Here is a 21,214-nt window from a genome sequence, read left to right on the forward strand (position 1 = left end):
TCTTACAAGAAATTGTCAGTGATCTCGTACAGAAAAAGAGCATAGCCACAATCATGCCGAAGAATAATAAAACAAACTATTTACGCTAACGTCTCACACTCTATGCCTAGAAGGCCATGAACACTCGAAAACTGGAGCTGGGCTTGTCTGACCTGAACGCCCTAACCCAACCTCTCATCTAATGTTAGGATGTAACCATTGAAATCATCTGAGCTATGAGCGCATGAAAAAATTAAAAGACATAGAAATTCCACCCCAAGAGCCTTTTAAAAACTCTGTGGCAGGGCGAGATCAAGTTGGACGAGCATTAACTAACTTTCTAGATCAAACTGACACCCCTTTAGTCATGTCTATTGACGCACCCTGGGGGCAAGGAAAGACCACCTTTTTGCATATGTGGAGAGAGCATCTGAAGCAAGAAGGCTTCACAACAATCTACTATAATGCATGGAATAGCGATCATGGTGATAACGCTATGCTAAGTTTGATTGGCGAACTTTCATCGGCGTTTTCAGGAGATAACACGCAACCCGACCAGAAAGGTGATCTTTCTAAATCACAAAAGCTTTTAAGTCAGGTAAAATCCGCCGGGGCCGATGTACTCAAGCACATGTTGCCTCTGGCCGCAAAATTGGCTACCAACGGCGTGATAAATCTGAACGGCAATGCCGAGGAATTACTATCGAACGGTATTGAATCTCTTGTTGAACAGCAAATAAATAGTTATGACGATGCTAAGAACTCAGTGACTAACTTCCGCACAAAACTGGCTAAATTCGCTGGTAGCGTCTCTGATGATGGCAAACCCTTGATCATTATCATTGATGAGCTAGACCGTTGTCGCCCAAGTTATGCGATCGAGATTCTGGAAAAGGCAAAACACTTTTTTAATGTAGAAAATGTTGTCTTCGTGTTGGGTGTGGATAAACGGCAACTGGGCTCCTCGTTTAAGGCTGTTTACGGTGAAGGTCTTAATGTCGATGGTTACATGCGTAGATTTTTCGATGTGGATTTTTTACTGCCACCGCCAAAGTCTGAAGATTTCATTCAATTGTTACTGAAAAGGTTTGGACTTGATGACCTTCTAAAAAAAATGAACCTGCCAAACCATTCATCTTATTTTAAAGAGTCACTGTCGGCCTTGAGTGACATTCATGGTCTATCTATGCGAGATAGAGTGCAATGCGTGTCTTTATTGTATTTTTCGCTTAGCACTATAGATCACTCAACAATGTCAACCCCTCACCCAATGGTGTTGTGCTATTTTATAGTGCTCAAAATTAAAAACTCAGAGCTTTACAACGATTTTCTGGACGACAAGATAGAGCCCAAGGCGTTACTCCAACACATAGTGAAGCGTCCTGGCGGTACGGAGTTATTAATGACCAATGGCGGACTTCAGCTTGAGGTTTTTCTTTCAATTGTAAAGATAAGTAGCAATCGTTTTGAGTCCATCAAATATCACTTTAAGGAAGAGGCTGATAAGATTACTGGAACGGATTCTGAAAGTACGGCAAAAAGAGATGTCGCGGTGAATAAAATGAAATACATGGAGAACGATTTCGTGGAAGACTTTTGCTACTCGAAACAATGGATGGAAGTTATCAACCAAATCGAGCTAGCTGCTCGATTTAATCGATAAATGAGACGCATCAGGATCATCACCTCTCCACTTGATCCACACCTTCGCTGCCATCTCGACAGCGAAGATGCTGGATAGTCGAGTAGCGATCCAGCATAAAATTGTGCCAGAGTCGAAAACCACGGCCCACTATTAAAAATTTCCACGCAATTCACGGCAATTCGGTACCTCGCCACCCATGCGAGTATAAATTGCATATGACAGCCGAAATGGTAAATTTATGGACAACATTGAATATATTGAGATTATCGACTTTGCAACAACTAACTCCCAGAGTGCAATCAATAGCATCCCCAAACATTTAGAGTTGATGGAATCGAATCTAGCAGGAAAACTGGCCGGATCAAAAATCAATACAATGAATAAATTACGTCGGCTTTACGATGCGATGGATAAGATGAGCGCTTATTTAGACAAATATTCCGCATGCAAGTCGGGCTGTTCTAACTGTTGTTATTACCCCGTCACGATTTCTGACATTGAAGTTAAATATATTGAAAAAAATGAGCACTTAAAGCGGGCTCGTGTAATACCCAAAAGCTCAAAAGACAAATATAAAGGGGCGGCTTGTACATTCCTCAAAGACGGGAAGTGTTCAATTTATTCCTCTCGACCATTTGTTTGTCGGCACATGCTATCAATGGCCAAAACATCCAAAGTATGTGAGCCGAAGTACGCTTTTGACTACACATTGCCGCTCATACGGTTTGATGGCTTTAGATCCGCTTACGATCTTATCAAGATTGAATCTGGACAAGAGATTAACATCTATGATATTCGTGATATTTTTTACAGAAAATACTGACAGGCACCGGATGAAAAACGAGAAACTGTCCAATCAAGCCTGAACTACTACCACTAATCAGCGTAAAACGCAGCTGGCGGAAGGTTCGGCGCCTTCCAGCACCGGCCGCCGCCTAATCTGATCAAGGCCGCCCATACGGGTGGCCAACACAAATTACTTTTACGTCACCTTAGAGGTATAGTAATCAAGCTGCCCCGCCCGAAGAGTATTGGCATGATCTGTGCTTGACAAAAGCCCATATCCATGGTAAACTAAAGGTAGAGGCTCAAAGAAAACTTCACCACCCTCTCGCCTCAACCTTCCAGCCACTCACATTTTAAATGTGACCACCCAATTCTTTGGGAGGTTTGCTCGTGGCTGGCCATTTGTAATCATTACCATATAAGGAGCTAATTATGGCTATTCAACTAGAAAGCAATTTCTTATCAAAACTGTTCGATGAAAAATCGACTGACAGCACCCCGATAGGTGCTTCCAACTACGGGCTGGATCTCTTAGATCGTTTATATAACCACTTTTCATCTATTGATGGAGGGGACGCCGCAAGTAACTTTCTATCATATAGAACCGTTGCTCGCGCCTTGAGGCAGTGTCGTCTTTATCATAGCGGTGAAGATCTATCAATTTGCTATGACGACAACTGTATCTATGCTGAGCATGCCTTTTTCTACCTCAAAAGAGCTACATCACTTTTAAATGAGCAGAAAAATGACAATAGATAACTTTAAAAATGGCAACCAACAAATAAATCAATATTTTTGCAATAATAATGAACTCATCTACCTCCTTAATGTGACTTTCCTTGATGAAAGGTTGAGCTTTATAGGTGGAGATTTTGGCAGGAATTCACGAGGATCGAGCGATGGCATTTGAGCAGACAACACCTAACAATCCTTATAATATTACAAAGCGACAGCACTTTCATATGCAGGCAATTCTCAGAAAATTTTCGATTAACAACCAAATAAAGATCACATTGAGGTCTGGCGGTGAGTCTAGGCTTTCAGACGCTTCGGACCATTGTTTTATTGGGAGAAGAGCATGGTCGGAAGAGTGCGAAAGTAATAATTGTCACCCAATCGAGAGAAAGTTCTTGGCTCAGGTTCGGCGAGTTGAGAACTCTGAGTGTATTTGCGATCACAAAGCAATCTCTGAATATCACTTTCTGTGGTATTTGCGGTATCACTTTTCTCAAAATGAAGTTGAAGATTACAGCCTTTATGATAATTTTCCGTGTGGAAGTTTTGATAAGGCAGTTGAGGAATTGATCGAATCCGAGGGAAGAGCTCCTGTGAGATCCGGAGGTAAAATTGCCGGAAGATTTAAAGCAACGCTTAATATAAAGCAATTGCTCGAAGAGAATGATAGCTTGTACGAAGGTTACAAATGGCAGGTGGTTAAATCCACTGGGAATAATTTCATATCTTCTGACTGCTACGGTGAAAAATTAATGATGGCAATAACACCTAAGATAATTCTTATAGGGTCAAAAAATATTAAAGAACCTGTTTGCATGGTCTCGGATGAAGAAGTTAGAGAGCTCAATGAGAAAACAATGGAATTCTCTAGCGAATTTTATTTCGAGGCTCCTTAGTATCGATATAGCTGTAGCTGTAGCAAATATTTCACCTTTTCATATGCCAGACGCGGTTCCGCGCAAACAGTTTTCCTGGTAAAAAACGAAGTTTTTTACCGCTAAGTTGATTATTCACAATTTACACTTGGCAGCTGCCCCCAAGAGGTCATATATCGTGGCGAGCTGTAAGATTGCCGCATCGCCCACTTTTTCTTTACGCCTTCAGCGGCCGAGAAAGCTGTTCCGCTGCCAAACCGCTTATTGACCGCATCCAGTGTTTCCATGATTTTTGTCGATCGGAGTGGTTGTGCCACCTGAAATAAGTCTCCCTGGTCGTATGCCGGATCGATGAGGTCGATCAGCCCTACCCCTGATTTAAGGTATTGATACCCCTCTTTGTAGAGAGAATGAATTGCTTGCTTGGCGGCACGTGTAATTAGGCGTGTGTCGTCGGTCGGGTAAGGCAATTTCACCGTCACAGACTTGGAGTAGCGTTTTTCCGCAAAGGGCGAGGTTTGCAGGAATACCAGGATCTCACGCACCAGGTGTCTTTGCTTTCGGAGCTTTTCGCTGGCACGCCTGGCATAGAGTGATGTCGCCTGCAGGATGGGCTCTATCGAACTCGCCTTCTCGCTAAAGGATCGCGTACAGTAGATTTCGCGTTTTGCCGGCGGCGCATCCTCCAGCGGGAGACAGGATATTCCGTTCAGCTCCTCGATCGTGCGCTCCAGGCAGACACTGAAGTGCTGACGGGCCCGCTTGGGGCTCATATTGGCCAATTCCCAGCCTGTGGAGACACCGAGAGTATTCAGCCGCGCCGTGAGGCGCCGGCCGACACCCCAGATGTCATCCACCTTGGCTCGCCTAAGGAGCCATTCACGCTGTTCCTCCCGCTCCAAAATACAAACGTAGTCCAGGGCGGGAATTTTCTTGGCGGCTCGGTTAGCCAGTTTGGCGAGCGTTTTGGTTGACGCCATGCCGACGCCCACTGGAATTCTGACATCGCGCCAGACGGTTTCACGCACACGGTCGCCGAATTGTTTCAGGTTGCCATCTGGACACCATGGACGAATGAACACCTCATCGATGCTGTAGACCTCAAGGTCTTCGGCAAACTCCTGCAGTGTGGCCACCACCCGGCCAGACAGGTCGCCATAGAGCGCATAATTGGAGCTGAAGATTGCTACGTTGTGCCGCCGTAACAGCGGCTCAATTTTGAAGAATGGCTCTAGGTCGGGAATGCCAAGGGCTTTGGCCTCCCGGCTTCGGGCCACCACAAACCCGTCGTTGTTCGACAGTACGACGACGGGTTTTCCCCTGAGGTCGGGCCTGAACACCTGCTCACAGCTGGCGTAGAACGAGTTGCAGTCAACCAGGCAATACATGGTGATACCTCACGGATGCCACAACCACCCCCTCTGAAACCCAATCCATATCGGCGCTACACTCAATGGGCGGGTAGAGATCATTACCGGAGAGAAGTCGGTGATATTTGGTATCTAGGACTTTGCAGGTCAGCTCGCCCTCGACGGCCGCGATAATCACGTTACCGTGTGCAGCCTCGATGGAACGATCGACAATCAGTAGATCACCGTCGTAGATACCAAGTTGCTGCATGGAGTCGCCCAGGGCTCGCACAAAGTATGTCGCGGCCGGTCGTTTGATCAGGTGTTCGTTGAGGTCAAGAGGCCTCTCCAGGTAGTCGTCTGCTGGCGATGGAAAGCCAGCGCGAACCCGGCAACCATACAGCGGGATTTCAATAGCAAGTCTGTCTATCGCGAGGGGGATAATCTTCATCACTTACCAATACTGTATATATGTACAGTATAGTGACAGATTTGCTAGACTCGTCAAGGCTATTTAATCAGCCAAAGGGGTAGATTTATGTGTGGACGTGTTTTCGTCGCGCCCTCAGCCGCCTCTGAGCGGCTTTTGGCCGACTACGGGCTAGAGGGGGCTCAGCTGCCTACCTTGCCAAATGTGGCACCTACAGAAGCTGTTCCGGTGCTTCACAGGGCTGAGCAAGGCTATGCACTGGGGCCCATGCGATGGTGACTACACCCGCACTGGTCGCCAGACCCACCTAACCAAGCATTTAGCATGTTCAATGCGAAAATTGAGACCGTACTTACCAGTCGAGCATACCAGGGGCCGATACGGCACCGCAGGACGCAGTATTTGTGCGGAAGTTAAATACTAGGTTAACGTTCTGAGCATCAAAGATGGAATGATTCACAGTAATACAGCGCCTATAAGATCTCAGTTTGAAGACTTAAAATGCAACTTCAAATCATATAATGTCATTCTGCTATAAAAATTCATGGTAAGCTTTGGTAATAATTTCCAACCCTATTCACTAGAGGCCCAGCTATGATCCGCTGCCATCTTGCCCGCATCATGGGTGAACACAAGATGCGTGTTGCCGACGTCGCCAGAGAAACAGGACTCAGTCGCGCAACGGTGACTTTGCTTTACAGAGAAACAGCCCAGAAAGTGGACCTCAAAGCCATCGAGAAGCTGTGCCTGCTATTTGAATGTCAAGTAGGTGACCTACTTGAGCTTACACCAGCATGAGGATTCCCTTTAAGCCGGAAAGACCATGCTGAATTAGCATACATAAATGAATGAAAACGAGAAAAGACTCATGACAAGTTTACAACAACGTGCCGAACTTCAACGCCAAATATGGGCGATTGCCAACGATGTTCGAGGTTCAGTGGATGGTTGGGATTTTAAACAATATGTACTGGGTACGCTGTTCTACCGTTTTATCAGTGAAAACTTTGTCAACTACATCACAGGTGGTGATGAGAGCGTTAATTATGCAGCCATGTCTGACGATGATGAAAACATCACGTTTGCTAAAGAAGATGCCATTAAAACCAAAGGCTATTTTCTTTACCCTAGCCAGTTGTTTAGCAATGTGGCGACCAATGCGCATAAGAACGAAAATTTAAATACGGATTTGGCCGCAATTTTTGCTGCAATCGAAAACTCAGCCAATGGCTATGACTCAGAAAAAGACATCAAAGGCTTGTTTGCTGATTTTGATACCACCAGTAATCGCTTAGGTAATACGGTAGAGGCAAAAAACAAACGCCTAGCTGCGGTGTTAAAAGGCGTGGCCGGTTTAACTTTCGGTAACTTCGAAGACAATCAAATTGACTTATTCGGTGATGCTTACGAGTTCCTGATCTCCAACTACGCGGCCAATGCGGGTAAATCAGGTGGCGAATTTTTCACCCCTCAGCATGTCTCAAAACTCATCGCGCAGCTCGCCATGCACGGCCAAACCAGTGTGAATAAAATTTATGACCCTGCGGCGGGGTCGGGTTCGTTGCTGTTACAAGCTAAAAAGCACTTTGATGCGCATATCATTGAAGATGGTTTTTTTGGTCAAGAGCTCAACCACACCACCTACAACTTAGCGCGTATGAACATGTTTTTGCACAACATTAACTACGACAAGTTTAATATTCAGCTGGGTGATACCTTAACCGAACCACACTTTTTAGATGACAAACCGTTTGATGCGATTGTATCTAACCCGCCTTATTCGGTGAAATGGATTGGCAGTGACGACCCAACCCTAATCAACGATGACCGCTTTGCACCCGCTGGCGTATTGGCACCCAAATCAAAAGCCGACTTTGCCTTTGTGCTTCATGCACTGAGTTACCTATCAAGCAAAGGTCGTGCAGCCATTGTTTGTTTCCCCGGTATTTTTTACCGTGGTGGTGCTGAGCAAAAAATTCGCCAATACCTAGTAGATAACAACTACGTTGAAACTGTGATTTCACTGGCACCTAACCTGTTCTTTGGCACCACCATTGCGGTGAATATCTTAGTGCTGTCTAAACATAAAACCGACACTACCACCCAGTTTATTGATGCCAGTGGCGAGGCTTACTTTAAAAAGGAAACCAATACCAACGTTATCACCAATCAGCACATCGAAGAGATCATGAAAGTGTTTGCCAGCAAAGAGGACGTGGATCACTTTGCCAAATCCGTTGATTTGGATGTTATCGCAGGCAACAGCTACAACCTTTCGGTGAGCAGTTATGTAGAAGCGAAAGACAACCGCGAGTTAGTAGATATTGCAGAGCTTAATGCCGAACTTAAAACCACAGTCGGCAAAATCGATCAACTTCGTACTGATATTGACGCTATTGTGGCGGAAATTGAGGGTGAGGAGCTTGAGGCATGATTCAGTTGAACTATTTACAGAAACTCTGGGGCGGTGTAGATGTTGAGTGGCTGCCATTAGGGAATTTAGCAGAAATTGGCACTGGTAAGTCAAATAGGCAAGATGAGACTGAAGATGGTGAATATCCATTCTATGTTCGTTCAAAAAATATATTGAGATCAAGTACTTTCCAATTTGATGAAAAAGCGATTGTAGTTCCAGGAGAAGGAGGGATCGGCGACATATTTCATTTTGTAGAAGGTAAATATGCTTTGCATCAAAGGGCCTATAGAATAAAGGCTACGAGTGGTGTTCTAGATACAAAATTCCTGTACCACTTTATGTCTTCAAAATTTAAGCAATATATTTTGATGAAAAGTGTTGGCGCAACATCAATCTCAATAAGAAAGCCAATGCTAGAGGGATTTCAAATCCCCATCCCATGCCCAGATAACCCAGAAAAATCGCTGGCAATACAAGCTGAAATTGTTCGTATTCTGGACGCATTTACCGCCATGACCGCCGAGCTGACCGCCGAGCTTAACATGCGGAAAAAACAATACAACTACTACCGCGACCAGTTGTTAAGTTTTGAAGAGGGTGACGTTGAGTGGAAATCATTAGAGTTCCTTTGTAAGTCCATCTCTGCCGGTGGAGATGTTCCTAAAAATAGCGCTAAAGGACAAACCGAACCAACTTCTGAATATCCATACCCAATTTATGCAAACGCTACAGATGAAAAAGGGCTATATGGTTTCACTGATAACTATAAGATTGATAGTGATGCAGTCACCATTTCTGCGCGTGGTGCAAAAGTCGGTTATCACACTGTAAGGGAAGCTAAGTTCACACCAATTATTCGTTTAATTGTTTTAGTTGCTGATAAAAATTTAGTTACCACAAGATATTTAAATTATGTTTTAGACATGACTCCAATAGGTGGTACTGAAGGGGGAATACCGCAACTCACTGTTCCAATGGTAAAAAAGATCACAGTTCCAATTCCATTTCCAAACGATCCTGAGAAATCACTGATCGAGCAAGCGCGAATTGTGGCTATATTAGATAAATTCGACACGTTAACAACTTCGCTGCAAGAAGGTCTCCCACGCGAAATCGAGCTACGTCAAAAGCAATACGAATACTATCGCGACTTACTGTTGAACTTCCCCAAACCTATGGAGGAAACAGCGTAAATGAGCGGTCAAATGTACAACCTGATCATGGCAAGCGTGCCTAGCTTGTACTCAGGCGATCAAGGGGAATTCTCGATTCCGAAAGATAGGTTTCTTGAATACACGGAAGCCTCTATCAAAGGACAATTTCAATCATTAGATCAGGATGCAATAAATAAGCTCAAGAATCTTCCAACTATGTTTGCGGTAGAGGATGAAGTTGCTGATGCAAGAATTGGGAAAATTACCGATATTAAAGTTAATTCGAATAATTTACGCATTAAGTATAGATTTGACAAAGACTACTACCCATTAACCAGAGGGCTTCTAAAGGAGAAACAACAAAAATTAGATATCGATGATTTTGAGTTTCACCGGGGGCATTGGGCCGTTAAGAAATGTGATATTTCTGAATTTTATGGGGAGTATTTAAAATCACTTGCAGGGATTGCCCATAAATTAAAGAATACTGATAAGAAAGTGCAGTTAATCTATGCCTTTAATGGCACAGGTAAGACGCGTTTGTCGCGTGCATTTAAAGAGCTCATCGCGCCAAAGGAAGATGGACTTGGTGATCTTGATGGTGCAGAGCAAGCGCCACTGTCGCGCCACAGGATTTTGTATTACAACGCGTTTACGGAAGACTTATTTTACTGGGATAACGATTTAGATGCTGATGCAGAGCCGAAGTTAAAAATCCAACCCAATACGTTTACCGATTGGATTTTGCAAGAGCAAGGGCAAGACATGAACGTGATCAGCACGTTCCAGCGCTATGCCAACGATAAACTAACGCCACGCTTTAATCCGCAATACACGGCTAAAGACAAAGACGGAAAAGATGTTACCGTCAAAGCCTTTTCTGAGGTGACGTTTTCACATCAAGGTGGTGATGACGAACCGGATAGAAAAATTAAAATATCAAAGGGTGAAGAAAGTAACTTTATTTGGAGTATTTTTTATTCATTGCTCGAACAAGTGATTAGCATCTTAAATGTACCTGAAGATGCTGGCCGCGAAACTGACCAGTTTAACCAATTACAATATGTGTTTATTGATGATCCAGTGAGCTCGTTAGATGACAACCATCTAATAGAGTTGGCTGTTGATTTAGCTCGTTTAATTAAGTCGAGTGATTTCGCTATTTCTGGTCTTAAGTTCATCATCACCACTCATAATCCGCTTTTTTATAATGTTTTGCATAACGAGTTTAATCGAGCACCCAAGTTCGTTTTGCGCAAGCTCGATGATGGTAAGCATGACCTGATTGAGCAAGAAAATGATTCTCCCTTCTCGTATCACCTGCATTTAAAGAATGAGTTAATGAAAGCGGCAGACTCAGGCGATATCCACAAATACCATTTTAATTTTTTGCGAAATGTACTCGAAAAAACCTCAACGTTTTTGGGGTACGAAGAGTGGGGGGAGCTGTTGCCCGGTGTCAAAGGTAATAGGGCTACGGGGCAAGTGAACCCCTATGCACGGGTAATTAATTTATATAACCATGCAAAACACGCAGGCCATGAAGTGGCCGAAGTCGAAGAAGATCATAAGCGCGTCTTTAAGTTTCTAGTGAAAGAGATCGACAATATTTATAAAGGCATGCGCACTCAACAAGGGACACAGGCTTAGGAATAGATATGGCAGAATACAAAGCAATCGCAGAGTCTAAAAATTACATTGTTTTAGATAAATACACACGCCAAGAGCAAATTGCTGAGGGCTACCAGAGCGAAGGTGATTTAGAACGTGAGCTGATTCAGGACCTAAGCAACCAGGGCTATGAGTATTTACCTGCGCTAACGACGCCAGACGCCATGCTGGCGAATGTGCGCAAGCAGCTACAAGCCCTTAATAAGGTCCAGTTTACCGATGCCGAGTGGGCTCGCTTTTGCGAGCAATACTTAAACACCCCAAGCGATAATATTCTTGATAAAACTCGCAAGGTGCACAGTGACTATATCTTCGATTTTGTCTTTGATGATGGCCATATAGAAAACATCTACCTGTTCGACAAGAAAACCATTGCTCGTAACAAAGTGCAGGTCATTAAGCAGTTTGAGCAAACGGGAAGCCATGCCAATCGTTACGATGTGACGATTTTGGTCAATGGTTTGCCTTTGGTGCAAATTGAACTGAAAAAGCGTGGTGTGGCGATCCGTGAGGCGTTTAACCAAATACATCGCTACAGCAAAGAAAGTTTTAATGCAGAGAACTCCTTGTACAAGTTCTTGCAGCTGTTTGTGATCTCTAATGGCACCGACACGCGCTATTTTGCCAATACCACTAAACGAGACAAAAACAGCTTCGACTTTACGATGAACTGGGCGAAGTCAGACAATACGCTGATCAAGGATTTAAAAGACTTTACCGCCACTTTTTTCCAGAAAAAGACGTTGCTTGAAGTGATCTTGCGTTACTCGGTATTTGACGTCAGCAATACCTTACTTGTAATGCGCCCCTACCAGATTGCCGCTACAGAGCGCATTTTATGGAAGATAAAGAGCGCGTTTAACGCTAAGAATTGGAGCAACACCGAGAGCGGCGGGTACATTTGGCACACCACGGGTTCAGGCAAAACACTCACCAGCTTTAAAGCGGCACGTTTGGCCACCGATTTAGACTGTATCGATAAAGTCTTTTTTGTGGTGGACAGAAAAGACCTCGACTATCAGACCATGAAAGAGTATCAGCGGTTCTCACCTGATAGTGTGAACGGTTCAGACAGTACCGCAGGGCTTAAGAGTAACCTGGATAAAGACGATAACAAGATTGTTGTCACCACAATCCAAAAGCTCAACAACTTAATCAAAAGCGAAAGCGATTTAGCTATATACAACAAGCAAGTTGTCTTTATTTTTGATGAGTGTCATCGAAGCCAGTTCGGTGAAGCGCAGAAAAACCTGAAGAAGAAATTCAAAAAGTTCTACCAGTTTGGCTTTACCGGTACGCCAATTTTCCCTGAAAACGCCTTGGGTGCTGAAACCACGGGCAGCGTGTTTGGCCAGCAGTTGCACACTTATGTGATCACTGATGCCATTCGTGATGAAAAAGTACTCAAGTTCAAAGTGGACTATAACGATGTTCGCCCGCAATTTAAGAGCATTGAGACTGAGCAGGATGAAAATAAGCTCAGTGCCGCAGAGAACAAGCAAGCGTTCTTACATCCAATGCGCATTCGTGAAATCTCGCAGTATATTCTGAACCATTTTAACCAGAAAACGCATCGAGCCTATTCTGGTGCCAAAGGGTTTAACGCCATGTTTGCGGTCAGTAGTGTTGATGCAGCGAAAGCGTACTATGAAACCTTTAAAACATTGCAGGCCGAGGCCGAAAATGGACCCACGAGTAAACCTCTGCGCATTGCGACTATCTTCTCATTTGCAGCCAATGAAGAGCAGGACGCCATTGGTGATATTTTAGATGAGAGTTTTGAAGTCAGTGCCATGAATAGCAGCGCGAAAGAGTTTTTGAGCGCCGCGATTAACGATTACAACGCCATGTTTAAATCTAACTATGGCGTGGACAGTAATGGCTTTCAGAATTACTACCGTGACCTTGCACAGCGCGTGAAGAATAAAGAAATTGATCTGCTCATAGTGGTCGGTATGTTTTTAACGGGCTTTGATGCGCCTACGCTCAATACCTTGTTTGTTGACAAGAATTTGCGCTATCACGGCTTGATGCAGGCTTTTTCTCGCACCAATCGCATTTATGATGCAACGAAGACCTTTGGCAATATTGTTACCTTCCGGGACTTGGAACAGGCAACCATTGATGCTATCACCTTGTTTGGTGACAAAAACACCAAAAACGTGGTGTTGGAGAAGAGCTACAAAGAATACATGGAAGGCTTTAACGATATTGCTACTGGCCAAGCGCGTCGAGGCTTTGTTGATATCGTAAAGGAGCTGCAAGAACGTTTTCCAAACCCAGAAAATATTGAAAAAGAACAAGATAAGAAAGAATTTGCCAAGCTGTTTGGTGAATACCTAAAAGCAGAAAATATTTTACAAAACTACGATGAGTTTGCTGGATTAAAAGCACTGCAAAGCTTAGATACCAGTGATGAACAAGCTGTTGAAGAGTTCAAGTCAAAGTACTATCTGGACGATGCTGACATCGAGGCAATGCAAACCATCGATATGCCAAGCGAGCGTGCTATTCAAGATTATCGCTCTACCTACAACGATACCCGCGACTGGTTGCGACGCGATAAAGAAGGTCAGGACAAAGATAAGTCAACAGTAGACTGGGACGATGTGGTCTTTGAAATTGATTTGCTTAAATCTCAGGAAATAAACCTCGATTACATTCTTGAACTGATTTTTGATCACAATAAGAAGAACAAGAGCAAAGCAGGCTTGATTGAAGAAGTTCGTCGTATGATCCGCGGTAGCCTTGGCAATAGAGCGAAAGAGAGCTTGGTGGTTGATTTTATTAACCAGACAAACCTAGATGAGATCAATGACAAAGCCAGCATTATCGACGCCTTCTTCAAGTTCGCCCAGGCGGAGCAGAAGCGCGAAGCCGATGCCATTATTGCCTCTGAAAAGCTCAATGAAGAAGCTGCCAAACGTTATATTGCGTCATCACTCAAACGTGAGTACGCCTCTGAAAATGGCACTGCACTTAATGAGGCGCTGCCCAAACTTAGCCCATTGAACCCACAGTACCGAACCCAGAAGCAAACAGTTTTCCAAAAAATCGCCGCTTTTGTTGAAAAATTCAAAGGTGTAGGTGGGCAGATATAAGTGTTATTACGTGCTGTTCAGGAAGGAAGTTAAATAGCGCAAGTGTCTTAAACTTGTAGATTTCTAAGCCGGTTGTCTTTTACGTGGAAGGTGAATTAAAAAAATGGAAAATGAAAACATAGTAAGGTTTTTGTCATCAGACATAAAAAGGAACTCCGCGTCTTCGAATAGAGAGCCAATCGAAATTGATCTTTCTAATGGTGTCTTAGATGACGAGCTGGCCACATTTTTTCGTTTTATCAATAAAGTTTTAGATACTGATAATTTAGTCATACTGGCTGGCTCAGGCACGTCTTTAACATTTAATAAGCCTTCTCAGCAGAATAAAGCGCCTATCGCTCCAAGTATGTGGCACCTTTGGGACTATTGTAAAAAAGCAGATGAGAATCTTTTTCAATTGGTTTTGAAGGCAACAAATTATAATGCCCTTCAAAAAAATCGTGAAGCAAACGGAGATGCAAAGCCAGACATTGAACTATTATTGTCTCTTTGCGATTCCTCTTTAGCCGTTGGTAACCTTTCAAATCAAAGAACTAATCAAGTAAGTAAGTTCCTTGAGCAAGCCAAAAACATAATTTTAGCTAAAACTACCTTTACTGAATCGATCCCTGAATCAGACTGGGTTAGTCATGATAAATTTATGCGTGCAGTAGGTAGAAGGAGTGCTCAGCAACAACGACTTAAACTTTTCACGACTAATTATGACTTGGCTTTTGAGCACGCTGCATCAAATACTGGTTTTGTTGTTATTGATGGTTTTGAGTTTTCTAACCCCTCTTTTTTTAATCCTATGTGGTTCAAGTATGACATAGTGAACCGTGGGCACTCCAAGAGCAGTGAAGGCGCATACATATCCAATGTGGTTCAGCTATACAAGATGCATGGCTCTGTGGACTGGAGAAAATTTAACGGCAGAGTTAGAAAGCTAGGTGCTGATAGCAAAATTGGTGAACCTGTTTTTATCTATCCAAGCAGTAGCAAATATCAGACATCTTATGATTCTCCTTATTTAGATATGATGACTTCTTTTTTGGAAGTAGTTAAACAACCAAAAACGGCTGTATTGTGCCTAGGTTTTGGTTTTAATGATAAGCATATAAATAATGCGCTGACTATGGCGCTTAGGACTAATCCTGAGTTTATGCTGATGGTTGCAACGAAAGACCCATTCAGTGTAACGGGTTCATTTAATAATGAGATTAGGAATCTGCTAATGGCAGCTATTGACCATGGGGATGGCAGAATCGCGATAATGGATTCAACGTTTAAACAGTTTTCTAGTCTGCTACCTGAACGAAGATCAACAACTCCCGAGGACGAACTCTTCAAAGCATTTGAGAAAATCACAGCGAGTATTAAATAAGGGAGACTATTCATGGGGCGGAAAAAGTGGTTTTCCCCGTACGATCCAACAAGACGGATTGGTAGCGTCATTAGCGTATCTGCAACCGAGCTTATCATTAACTTATCTAAAGCGGGATCTGGTGAGCCCAGTTGGTCATTCGGAAATCGAATAGCCGCTGGTGAAGTAAATGAATTTGTATTCATCGACATAGGCGAAACAGCGATACTTGGGCGCTTAGTGAAAGTGTGGATTGAGGGTGGAGAGAGATTAAGTGTTGACGGTTTGGCGGATAAACCATCCGAAAATCACCCAATTGGACTGGTTCAATTATTAGTGAGTTTGAACCCAGCTAATGGTCGTAACTACAAAGGAATTAAACAGCATCCGAGATTAGGTAGCCAAATATATTCAGCTCACCCGTATCTGGTATCAATAATCGCTGAAGGTAAACAAGATGAAGAGCCTGGCCAAATCCATTTACCGTTAGCCTCACTTCCGCATGATGAATCCGTAACTGTTCACGTTACCCCAGAAAAATTATTTTCACGCCATTGCGCTATTTTAGGAGCTACAGGTGGCGGGAAAAGTTACTCGATGACAAACATCATCGAGCAAGTGATTGAGGCCGGAGGCAAAGCAATTATTATTGACCCGACGGGGGAGTATGAGTCACTTGGCTGTGACAGTTACTATGTTGGGAATCATGCAAAAGCAACTCCATTTAATCAGTTAACTTTTCCACATTGGCAGTTTACAGACTCAGATATTAGAGCCTTTTTAAGGCCTTCAGCGCAAAGCCAAGCGCCTAAACTGGAGGCAGCTATCGAGAGTCAGAAAATAGTGTGGCAATTTTGGCAGCAACAAAATCATGGCCTTGATATCAATGCAAATTATCTTTTGAACAAATCTGGCCAAGCAAAGGCTCCTTACGAAGCTGCTCTATTATCTATGAATAGCTCTATCCAGACAGCTCCATGGATGTTTAAATACATTGCTGACCAGATTGTAAACGAGTGTGTGTGGCCAAATGGCGGTAATTCTAATAATCCTAACCCCACTATTTGGGGCGGTAGAGCTGATAATGATGTTGGCCACTGTTTAAACCTGATAGCTCGGATTAAAGCCTATTCAAACAACCCAAACTTAAAATGGATGATTGACCCGGATGATAAATTAAAGACATTACCTAATCTTATTGATGATTTCTGTTCGCCAATAAGTAGCAATAATGTGCTGAGATTAGATCTTTCTGAAGTTCCATTTGAAGCAAACTCAAGAGAAATACTTGTTAATGCCATTGGTAGAAAGTTATTATCCGTAGCCAGGCAAGGTGCTATAAATCATGGTGCACCTCTATTAGTATTTATTGATGAAGCTCATCAATTTCTCAATAAGCGAATTGGTGAAGAAATGAACAAGTTTGAGTTGGATGCCTTTGGGAATATTGCTAAAGAAGGTAGAAAGTATGGTTTAAATACCATCATTGCTACTCAGCGACCACGTGACATTCCTGAAGATGTTTTAAGTCAGATTGGTACACTTATTGTGCATAGGTTGACCAATCAGCTGGACCAAGAAATTGTAAAAAAGGCTGTTGGCGCAATTGATCAACGTTCAGCATCCTTTCTCCCCGTCTTGGGTCAAGGAGAAGCGTTGTTGTTAGGAGTCGATTTCCCATTTCCTATGGCTGTGAAAATGAAACGTCCTGCAAATGCGCCAACTTCGAAAAGCGCTGGCTTTTCTAAAAGTTGGAAACCTTTGCAAAATTAGTTTCAATTAGGAGTAGATAAATAGCGCACCTTGCGATTCTATTGTTTATCAATGAATAACCATAAGCTCTTACAAATATTAGCCGCAGTACTGATAATGCCCAATCTTTAAAATTAGGACAAAGGATCTAAATGGAAAGCGAGCGATACTACTTGGATCAAAGTGTTCTCAGCGCTATCAGTGAAGGCAGCGTGAAATTAGGTTCAATAGGCGATTCTTATTTCGTTTATTCGAATGAACATTATAAAGAAATTCATCGCGGTAATGCTTCGTACATTCTAGACGCGTTAAGTTACATAAAGGCTAGGAAAATGATCATCCTTTCTGATGAGAATGGTAATCTCAATGACGACTGGAAGCTTTTTGGCTACATAGACCCACAGGAAAATTATCAATATTTCATTAATCATTGGGAGTCAAATATTTTGGCAGATAGACTTCTAAAGGAGATGTTTTGTGCTGCTGTGGGTAGAGATTCTTTGCGGGATCAATTCGAGGACACAACTGAGAAGATTGTTTTTAGTGAGCTGGGGAATAATTTTGATAACGTGATAAAACCGGAAATAAAAAAACTCGCCTCAGAGTTTTCAAAAACATTACCCAATGAATATAAGATTGAATCAAATCGTGAAAGGCTTGGGGTTTCTAAGGGCGGCTTGAAAAAGTTTAAGAAATACAAAAATCCAATACCTTTTATTTGGAGAAAATTAAACAGTCATTACCCTTCAAAAAATTATTCGATGGATGAATTATTTGGGTTCAAGGCCTCTGATTTTAGCGAGGCTTTTAATCCCAACCTGTCAACTTATCTCTCCATACTGCACTGCTATGGCGCACTGAATTATATAGGTTTTGAGCCTGATGATGGTGTCGCCAACCCCAGAAGAGTTTCCAATAACTTCAGCGATGCTTCGCATGTTGGTTTGGCAGCATACTGTCACAGGCTTTACACATGTGATGAACGTATGGCCACCAAGGCAAAAGCCATATATTCTTATAGGAATTTAGCTTGCAAAGTGATTCTCGTTAAAAAGAACGGAGTAAATTAATGAGATTGTTCTTTTGGGGTATTGCCGTCGTCGTAGCTTTAGTCTTTATTTTATTCTCCGTAGCAATTGTCTATTTAACTTGGCCTATTAGCACCAACACTGTAGAGAAGGCGGCTCATTTCGGTGATAGCTTTGGCGTAGTAACCTCTTTGTTTACGGCTTTTGGTTTTCTAGGTGTCTTAGCCACCATAAACCTCCAAAGAGAACAGTTCTACAAGGCCGAAAAAATATCACAAAGACAAAACAACGAGAACTCATTCTTCGGTATCCTTGACCTATACAAGAAAAATTTGGATGCTGTCAAAATTTCTAATTCTGACGGTCTTGCCATGGAAGGAGTTGGCGCATTTAAGTATATATTAGATATTCTAAACGAAAAGCTGACAAGGCATAATAAATACAAAGAGGATGAAAGATATATACAGCTTTATTATGTGGGGTTGCTTTCCGAGATATCGGCGATAGTTCACTATCAATCGAGATATTTGGAAACGTTCAAAAATGTATTAATTCAAATAGCCAGCGTAAAAGAAAGTGATGAAGAGAGAGAAAGATACATATGTTTATTTGTTTCACAGCTGACAAGCTACGAAATAAAATACTTATTCTACATATGTCTGATAGAAGACTGTAGTTCTGATCTCGTGGGATTAGTTCACGAATTTAGAGTATTCGAACGCTGCAGCTCGCTCCTCCCTAGGGGCAAACATAAACAATACCTATATGAAGTTATTCATGGAAAGAAATTTCCAGCTCCTAAACGAAAAAAAGCTCGAGTGTTCGATCAAGAGGAAATAAGACGGCTTCGACGAAATTACAAAAAAACTATGCAGCAGCCTACTCTGAAATAATACTACCTCTATTTTGGCGCCCGTCACATTTCGGAAACCCACTACAGCCCCAGAAGTCATAGCCAGACTTGCCGCCTTTCTTCCGGCGAACCAGCTCCTTCCCGCATTTCGGGCAAGGAGTTTCAGACACTTCTCGTTCTTTAGGTTTGCCTAGCTTACCATTTTTGTCAGGTAGTGTCACCTTGCACTCAGGGTAGCCAGAGCAACCCCACCAGGCCTTTTTGCCGGATTTACCCGGGCGGCGGGTCAGCGGTTCCCCGCACTTCGGGCACGGGTGATTCATTCCGGCCGGCACCTCGACTTTGACCGTATCCATGTTGGTGAGCTCCGCAGTCAATCGATCATCCAGAGTCGCGATCACACCCTTGTAGCTGGCGCGGCCTTCCGCGACCTCGTCCAACTGGGCCTCGATGGACTTGGTGAAATCCAGCTCGATAAAGCTGAAACGACTGGCGACCAGGCAGTCGACCACCAGGTAACCGGTGTCGGTCGGCACCAGGTACTTGCCGGCCGAGTCATAGGTGACGTAACCGCGGGACATGATGTTCTCCATGATCGCGGCGTAGGTCGATGGTCGGCCAATACCTTGCTTCTCCAGCTCTTTGATCAGCTGAGCCTCAGTGAAGCGAGATGGTGGCTTAGTGCGCTTATCCAAGACTTTGCCCTCAATGACTTTGATCAGCTGGCCTTCCTGTAGTTGAGGTACCGGGTTCGAAGCCTCCTCGGGATCTTGCTTGGACGCCGGCGTGTCGTCGGCATAGACGGTTTTCCAGCCGGCATCGAGCTCGGTACGGCCTTTCGCCACGCACTCGACGGGTTTGCCCTGCAGCTGCTCCCCAGCGCGAAGCCGGACAGTGCGCACAGCGTATTTGGCGGCTTGCAACTGGCAGGCGACTGTACGCTGCCAGATCAGCTTGTAAAGCCGTTGTTGATCAGAGGTCTCACCAGCCTCAATCAGGTTAATGTGAGTCGGCCGGACGGCTTCGTGCGCCTCCTGGGCATCACCTTTCGCTTTCCAGGTACGCTGGCGATCAACAACCGGTAGCCCATTGGCGTGGCCGTACTCGTGAATCTGCTGATAGGCGTCTTCAGACAAGTTCGGAAAATCTGTTCGCATGTAAGTGATGTGCCCTTGCTCGTAGAGTTTTTGGGCGGCGGCCATGGCGGCCTTAGGCTTCATCTTGAGGCGACTGGAAGCCGCTTGCTGCAGCGTAGACGTAATGAATGGTGGCGGTGGCGCCTTAGTCTCTTGAGTTTCATCACAGGCGATTACAGAGACCTCAGTGACCTTCGCCACCCATTCGGCCAATGAGCGGTCGAGCAAATACTCCTGTCCTTCTTGAAGGAAGGGCTTAACATCCCAATCGGCGAACCAGCCACCAAGCTGCCATCGAGCACCATAGTGATCCGTGGGCACAAAGACCGTGATAATACGTTCGCGATCGACGACAATCCGCACGGCCGGCGATTGAACACGTCCAGCGGAGAGGCCACGCTGCTTGGTTACATCGCCGAGCTTTGGCGATACACGGTAGCCTACTAATCGATCGAGTACTCGACGACCTTCCTGGGCGGCGACACGCCGGTAGTTGATTTTGCCAGGCTTACTGATCGCCGTTTTGATGGCTTTGGCTGTAATCTCTGAGAAGACAATGCGTTTGGGGTCCTTGAGTTTAAGTGCTTGCTGCAAATGCCACGCAATGGCTTCGCCTTCACGATCCATATCCGTCGCTAAATAGACTGCGTCAGCCCGCTGAACCGCTTTTCTAAGTTTAGCTAGGACATCTTTACCCCGAGTTGTGGGCACGTAGTTGGGCCGATATTCCGGCGCTTCAACGCCCATCTCCTTCTCGGGCAGATCCCGGACATGGCCAACACTGGCCTGAACCTCCCAGCCTGAGCCCAAGATTTGACTGATCTTTTTGACCTTACCAGGTGATTCGACAATGACGAGATTCATAGGATGTTTCCCTCAAAAAATGATGATTTATGGCAACTTGCGTGATACCCCTTTGCGCAGAGCAAGTTAAACCTAACGGCGGCCGCTAGAGGCATAGG

Annotated in this window: 16 protein-coding genes; 13 read left to right on the top strand and 3 right to left on the bottom strand. The window is 44.0% G+C overall.

Annotated elements, in window-relative coordinates:
* The first annotated feature begins 223 nt into the window (after positions 1 to 223).
* The 4 genes from GILYN3_RS08345 (at position 224) to GILYN3_RS08360 (ending at position 4,041) form a co-directional block, all read left to right on the top strand.
* A complete protein-coding gene (locus tag GILYN3_RS08345) occupies positions 224 to 1,642 on the top strand; it encodes a KAP family P-loop NTPase fold protein (protein ID WP_049722420.1) in 1,419 nt (472 codons plus the stop codon).
* Between the two features lie 220 nt (positions 1,643 to 1,862).
* The gene (locus GILYN3_RS08350) at positions 1,863 to 2,447 is read left to right on the top strand and encodes a YkgJ family cysteine cluster protein (protein WP_049722421.1); all 585 of its coding nucleotides are present in this window, start codon (positions 1,863 to 1,865) and stop codon (positions 2,445 to 2,447) included.
* A 395-nt stretch (positions 2,448 to 2,842) separates the two neighbouring features.
* Positions 2,843 to 3,169: a hypothetical protein gene (locus tag GILYN3_RS08355; RefSeq protein WP_049722422.1), complete on the top strand. Its 327-nt coding sequence runs from the start codon at positions 2,843 to 2,845 to the stop codon at positions 3,167 to 3,169.
* 140 nt (positions 3,170 to 3,309) lie between these two features.
* Positions 3,310 to 4,041, top strand: a complete 732-nt coding sequence (locus tag GILYN3_RS08360) for a hypothetical protein (RefSeq protein ID WP_049722423.1) — start codon at positions 3,310 to 3,312, stop codon at positions 4,039 to 4,041.
* 110 nt (positions 4,042 to 4,151) lie between these two features.
* Here the strand turns inward: GILYN3_RS08360 and GILYN3_RS08365 are convergent, their stop codons facing one another.
* Both GILYN3_RS08365 and GILYN3_RS08370 read right to left on the bottom strand, forming a co-directional pair.
* A complete protein-coding gene (locus GILYN3_RS08365; RefSeq protein ID WP_049722424.1) occupies positions 4,152 to 5,408 on the bottom strand; it encodes a Y-family DNA polymerase in 1,257 nt (418 codons plus the stop codon).
* Positions 5,392 to 5,820 (bottom strand): LexA family protein, encoded by a 429-nt coding sequence (locus GILYN3_RS08370; RefSeq protein ID WP_049722425.1) that lies wholly within the window; start codon positions 5,818 to 5,820, stop codon positions 5,392 to 5,394. The genes GILYN3_RS08365 and GILYN3_RS08370 overlap by 17 nt, the downstream gene beginning before the upstream one ends.
* 573 nt (positions 5,821 to 6,393) lie before the next feature.
* Here GILYN3_RS08370 and GILYN3_RS08375 point away from each other — a divergent pair.
* The 9 genes from GILYN3_RS08375 to GILYN3_RS08415 all read left to right on the top strand — a co-directional run bounded on the left by GILYN3_RS08375 (position 6,394) and on the right by GILYN3_RS08415 (position 19,156).
* Complete coding sequence (locus GILYN3_RS08375) at positions 6,394 to 6,597, top strand: helix-turn-helix domain-containing protein (protein ID WP_049722426.1); 204 nt, start codon at positions 6,394 to 6,396, stop codon at positions 6,595 to 6,597.
* A 70-nt stretch (positions 6,598 to 6,667) separates the two neighbouring features.
* Positions 6,668 to 8,233: a type I restriction-modification system subunit M gene (locus tag GILYN3_RS08380; RefSeq protein ID WP_049722616.1), complete on the top strand. Its 1,566-nt coding sequence runs from the start codon at positions 6,668 to 6,670 to the stop codon at positions 8,231 to 8,233.
* Positions 8,230 to 9,408 (top strand): restriction endonuclease subunit S, encoded by a 1,179-nt coding sequence (locus GILYN3_RS08385; protein WP_049722427.1) that lies wholly within the window; start codon positions 8,230 to 8,232, stop codon positions 9,406 to 9,408. The genes GILYN3_RS08380 and GILYN3_RS08385 overlap by 4 nt, the downstream gene beginning before the upstream one ends.
* A complete protein-coding gene (locus GILYN3_RS08390) occupies positions 9,409 to 11,019 on the top strand; it encodes an AAA family ATPase (protein WP_232305532.1) in 1,611 nt (536 codons plus the stop codon). It abuts the gene before it with no gap.
* An 8-nt stretch (positions 11,020 to 11,027) separates the two neighbouring features.
* On the top strand, positions 11,028 to 14,141 hold the full coding sequence (locus tag GILYN3_RS08395) for an HsdR family type I site-specific deoxyribonuclease (RefSeq protein WP_049722428.1): 3,114 nt from the start codon (positions 11,028 to 11,030) through the stop codon (positions 14,139 to 14,141).
* A gap of 103 nt (positions 14,142 to 14,244) precedes the next feature.
* Complete coding sequence (locus GILYN3_RS08400) at positions 14,245 to 15,504, top strand: SIR2 family protein (protein WP_049722429.1); 1,260 nt, start codon at positions 14,245 to 14,247, stop codon at positions 15,502 to 15,504.
* Positions 15,505 to 15,516: 12 nt separating this feature from the next.
* Entirely contained in the window at positions 15,517 to 17,256 is a 1,740-nt protein-coding gene (locus GILYN3_RS08405; protein WP_049722430.1) for an ATP-binding protein, read from the top strand.
* A gap of 131 nt (positions 17,257 to 17,387) precedes the next feature.
* Positions 17,388 to 18,305: a hypothetical protein gene (locus GILYN3_RS08410; RefSeq protein WP_049722431.1), complete on the top strand. Its 918-nt coding sequence runs from the start codon at positions 17,388 to 17,390 to the stop codon at positions 18,303 to 18,305.
* Entirely contained in the window at positions 18,305 to 19,156 is an 852-nt protein-coding gene (locus tag GILYN3_RS08415) for a putative phage abortive infection protein (protein WP_049722432.1), read from the top strand. The genes GILYN3_RS08410 and GILYN3_RS08415 overlap by 1 nt, the downstream gene beginning before the upstream one ends.
* On the opposite strand, the gene topA is transcribed toward GILYN3_RS08415, so the two are convergent.
* Entirely contained in the window at positions 19,143 to 21,116 is a 1,974-nt protein-coding gene (gene topA, locus GILYN3_RS08420) for a type I DNA topoisomerase (RefSeq protein ID WP_049722433.1), read from the bottom strand. The two genes, GILYN3_RS08415 and topA, sit on opposite strands and share 14 nt — an antisense overlap.
* Between the last annotated feature and the right edge of the window lie 98 nt (positions 21,117 to 21,214).

Origin of the sequence: Gilvimarinus polysaccharolyticus (genome assembly GCF_001187555.1) — a bacterium.
GTDB lineage: Bacteria > Pseudomonadota > Gammaproteobacteria > Pseudomonadales > Cellvibrionaceae > Gilvimarinus > Gilvimarinus polysaccharolyticus.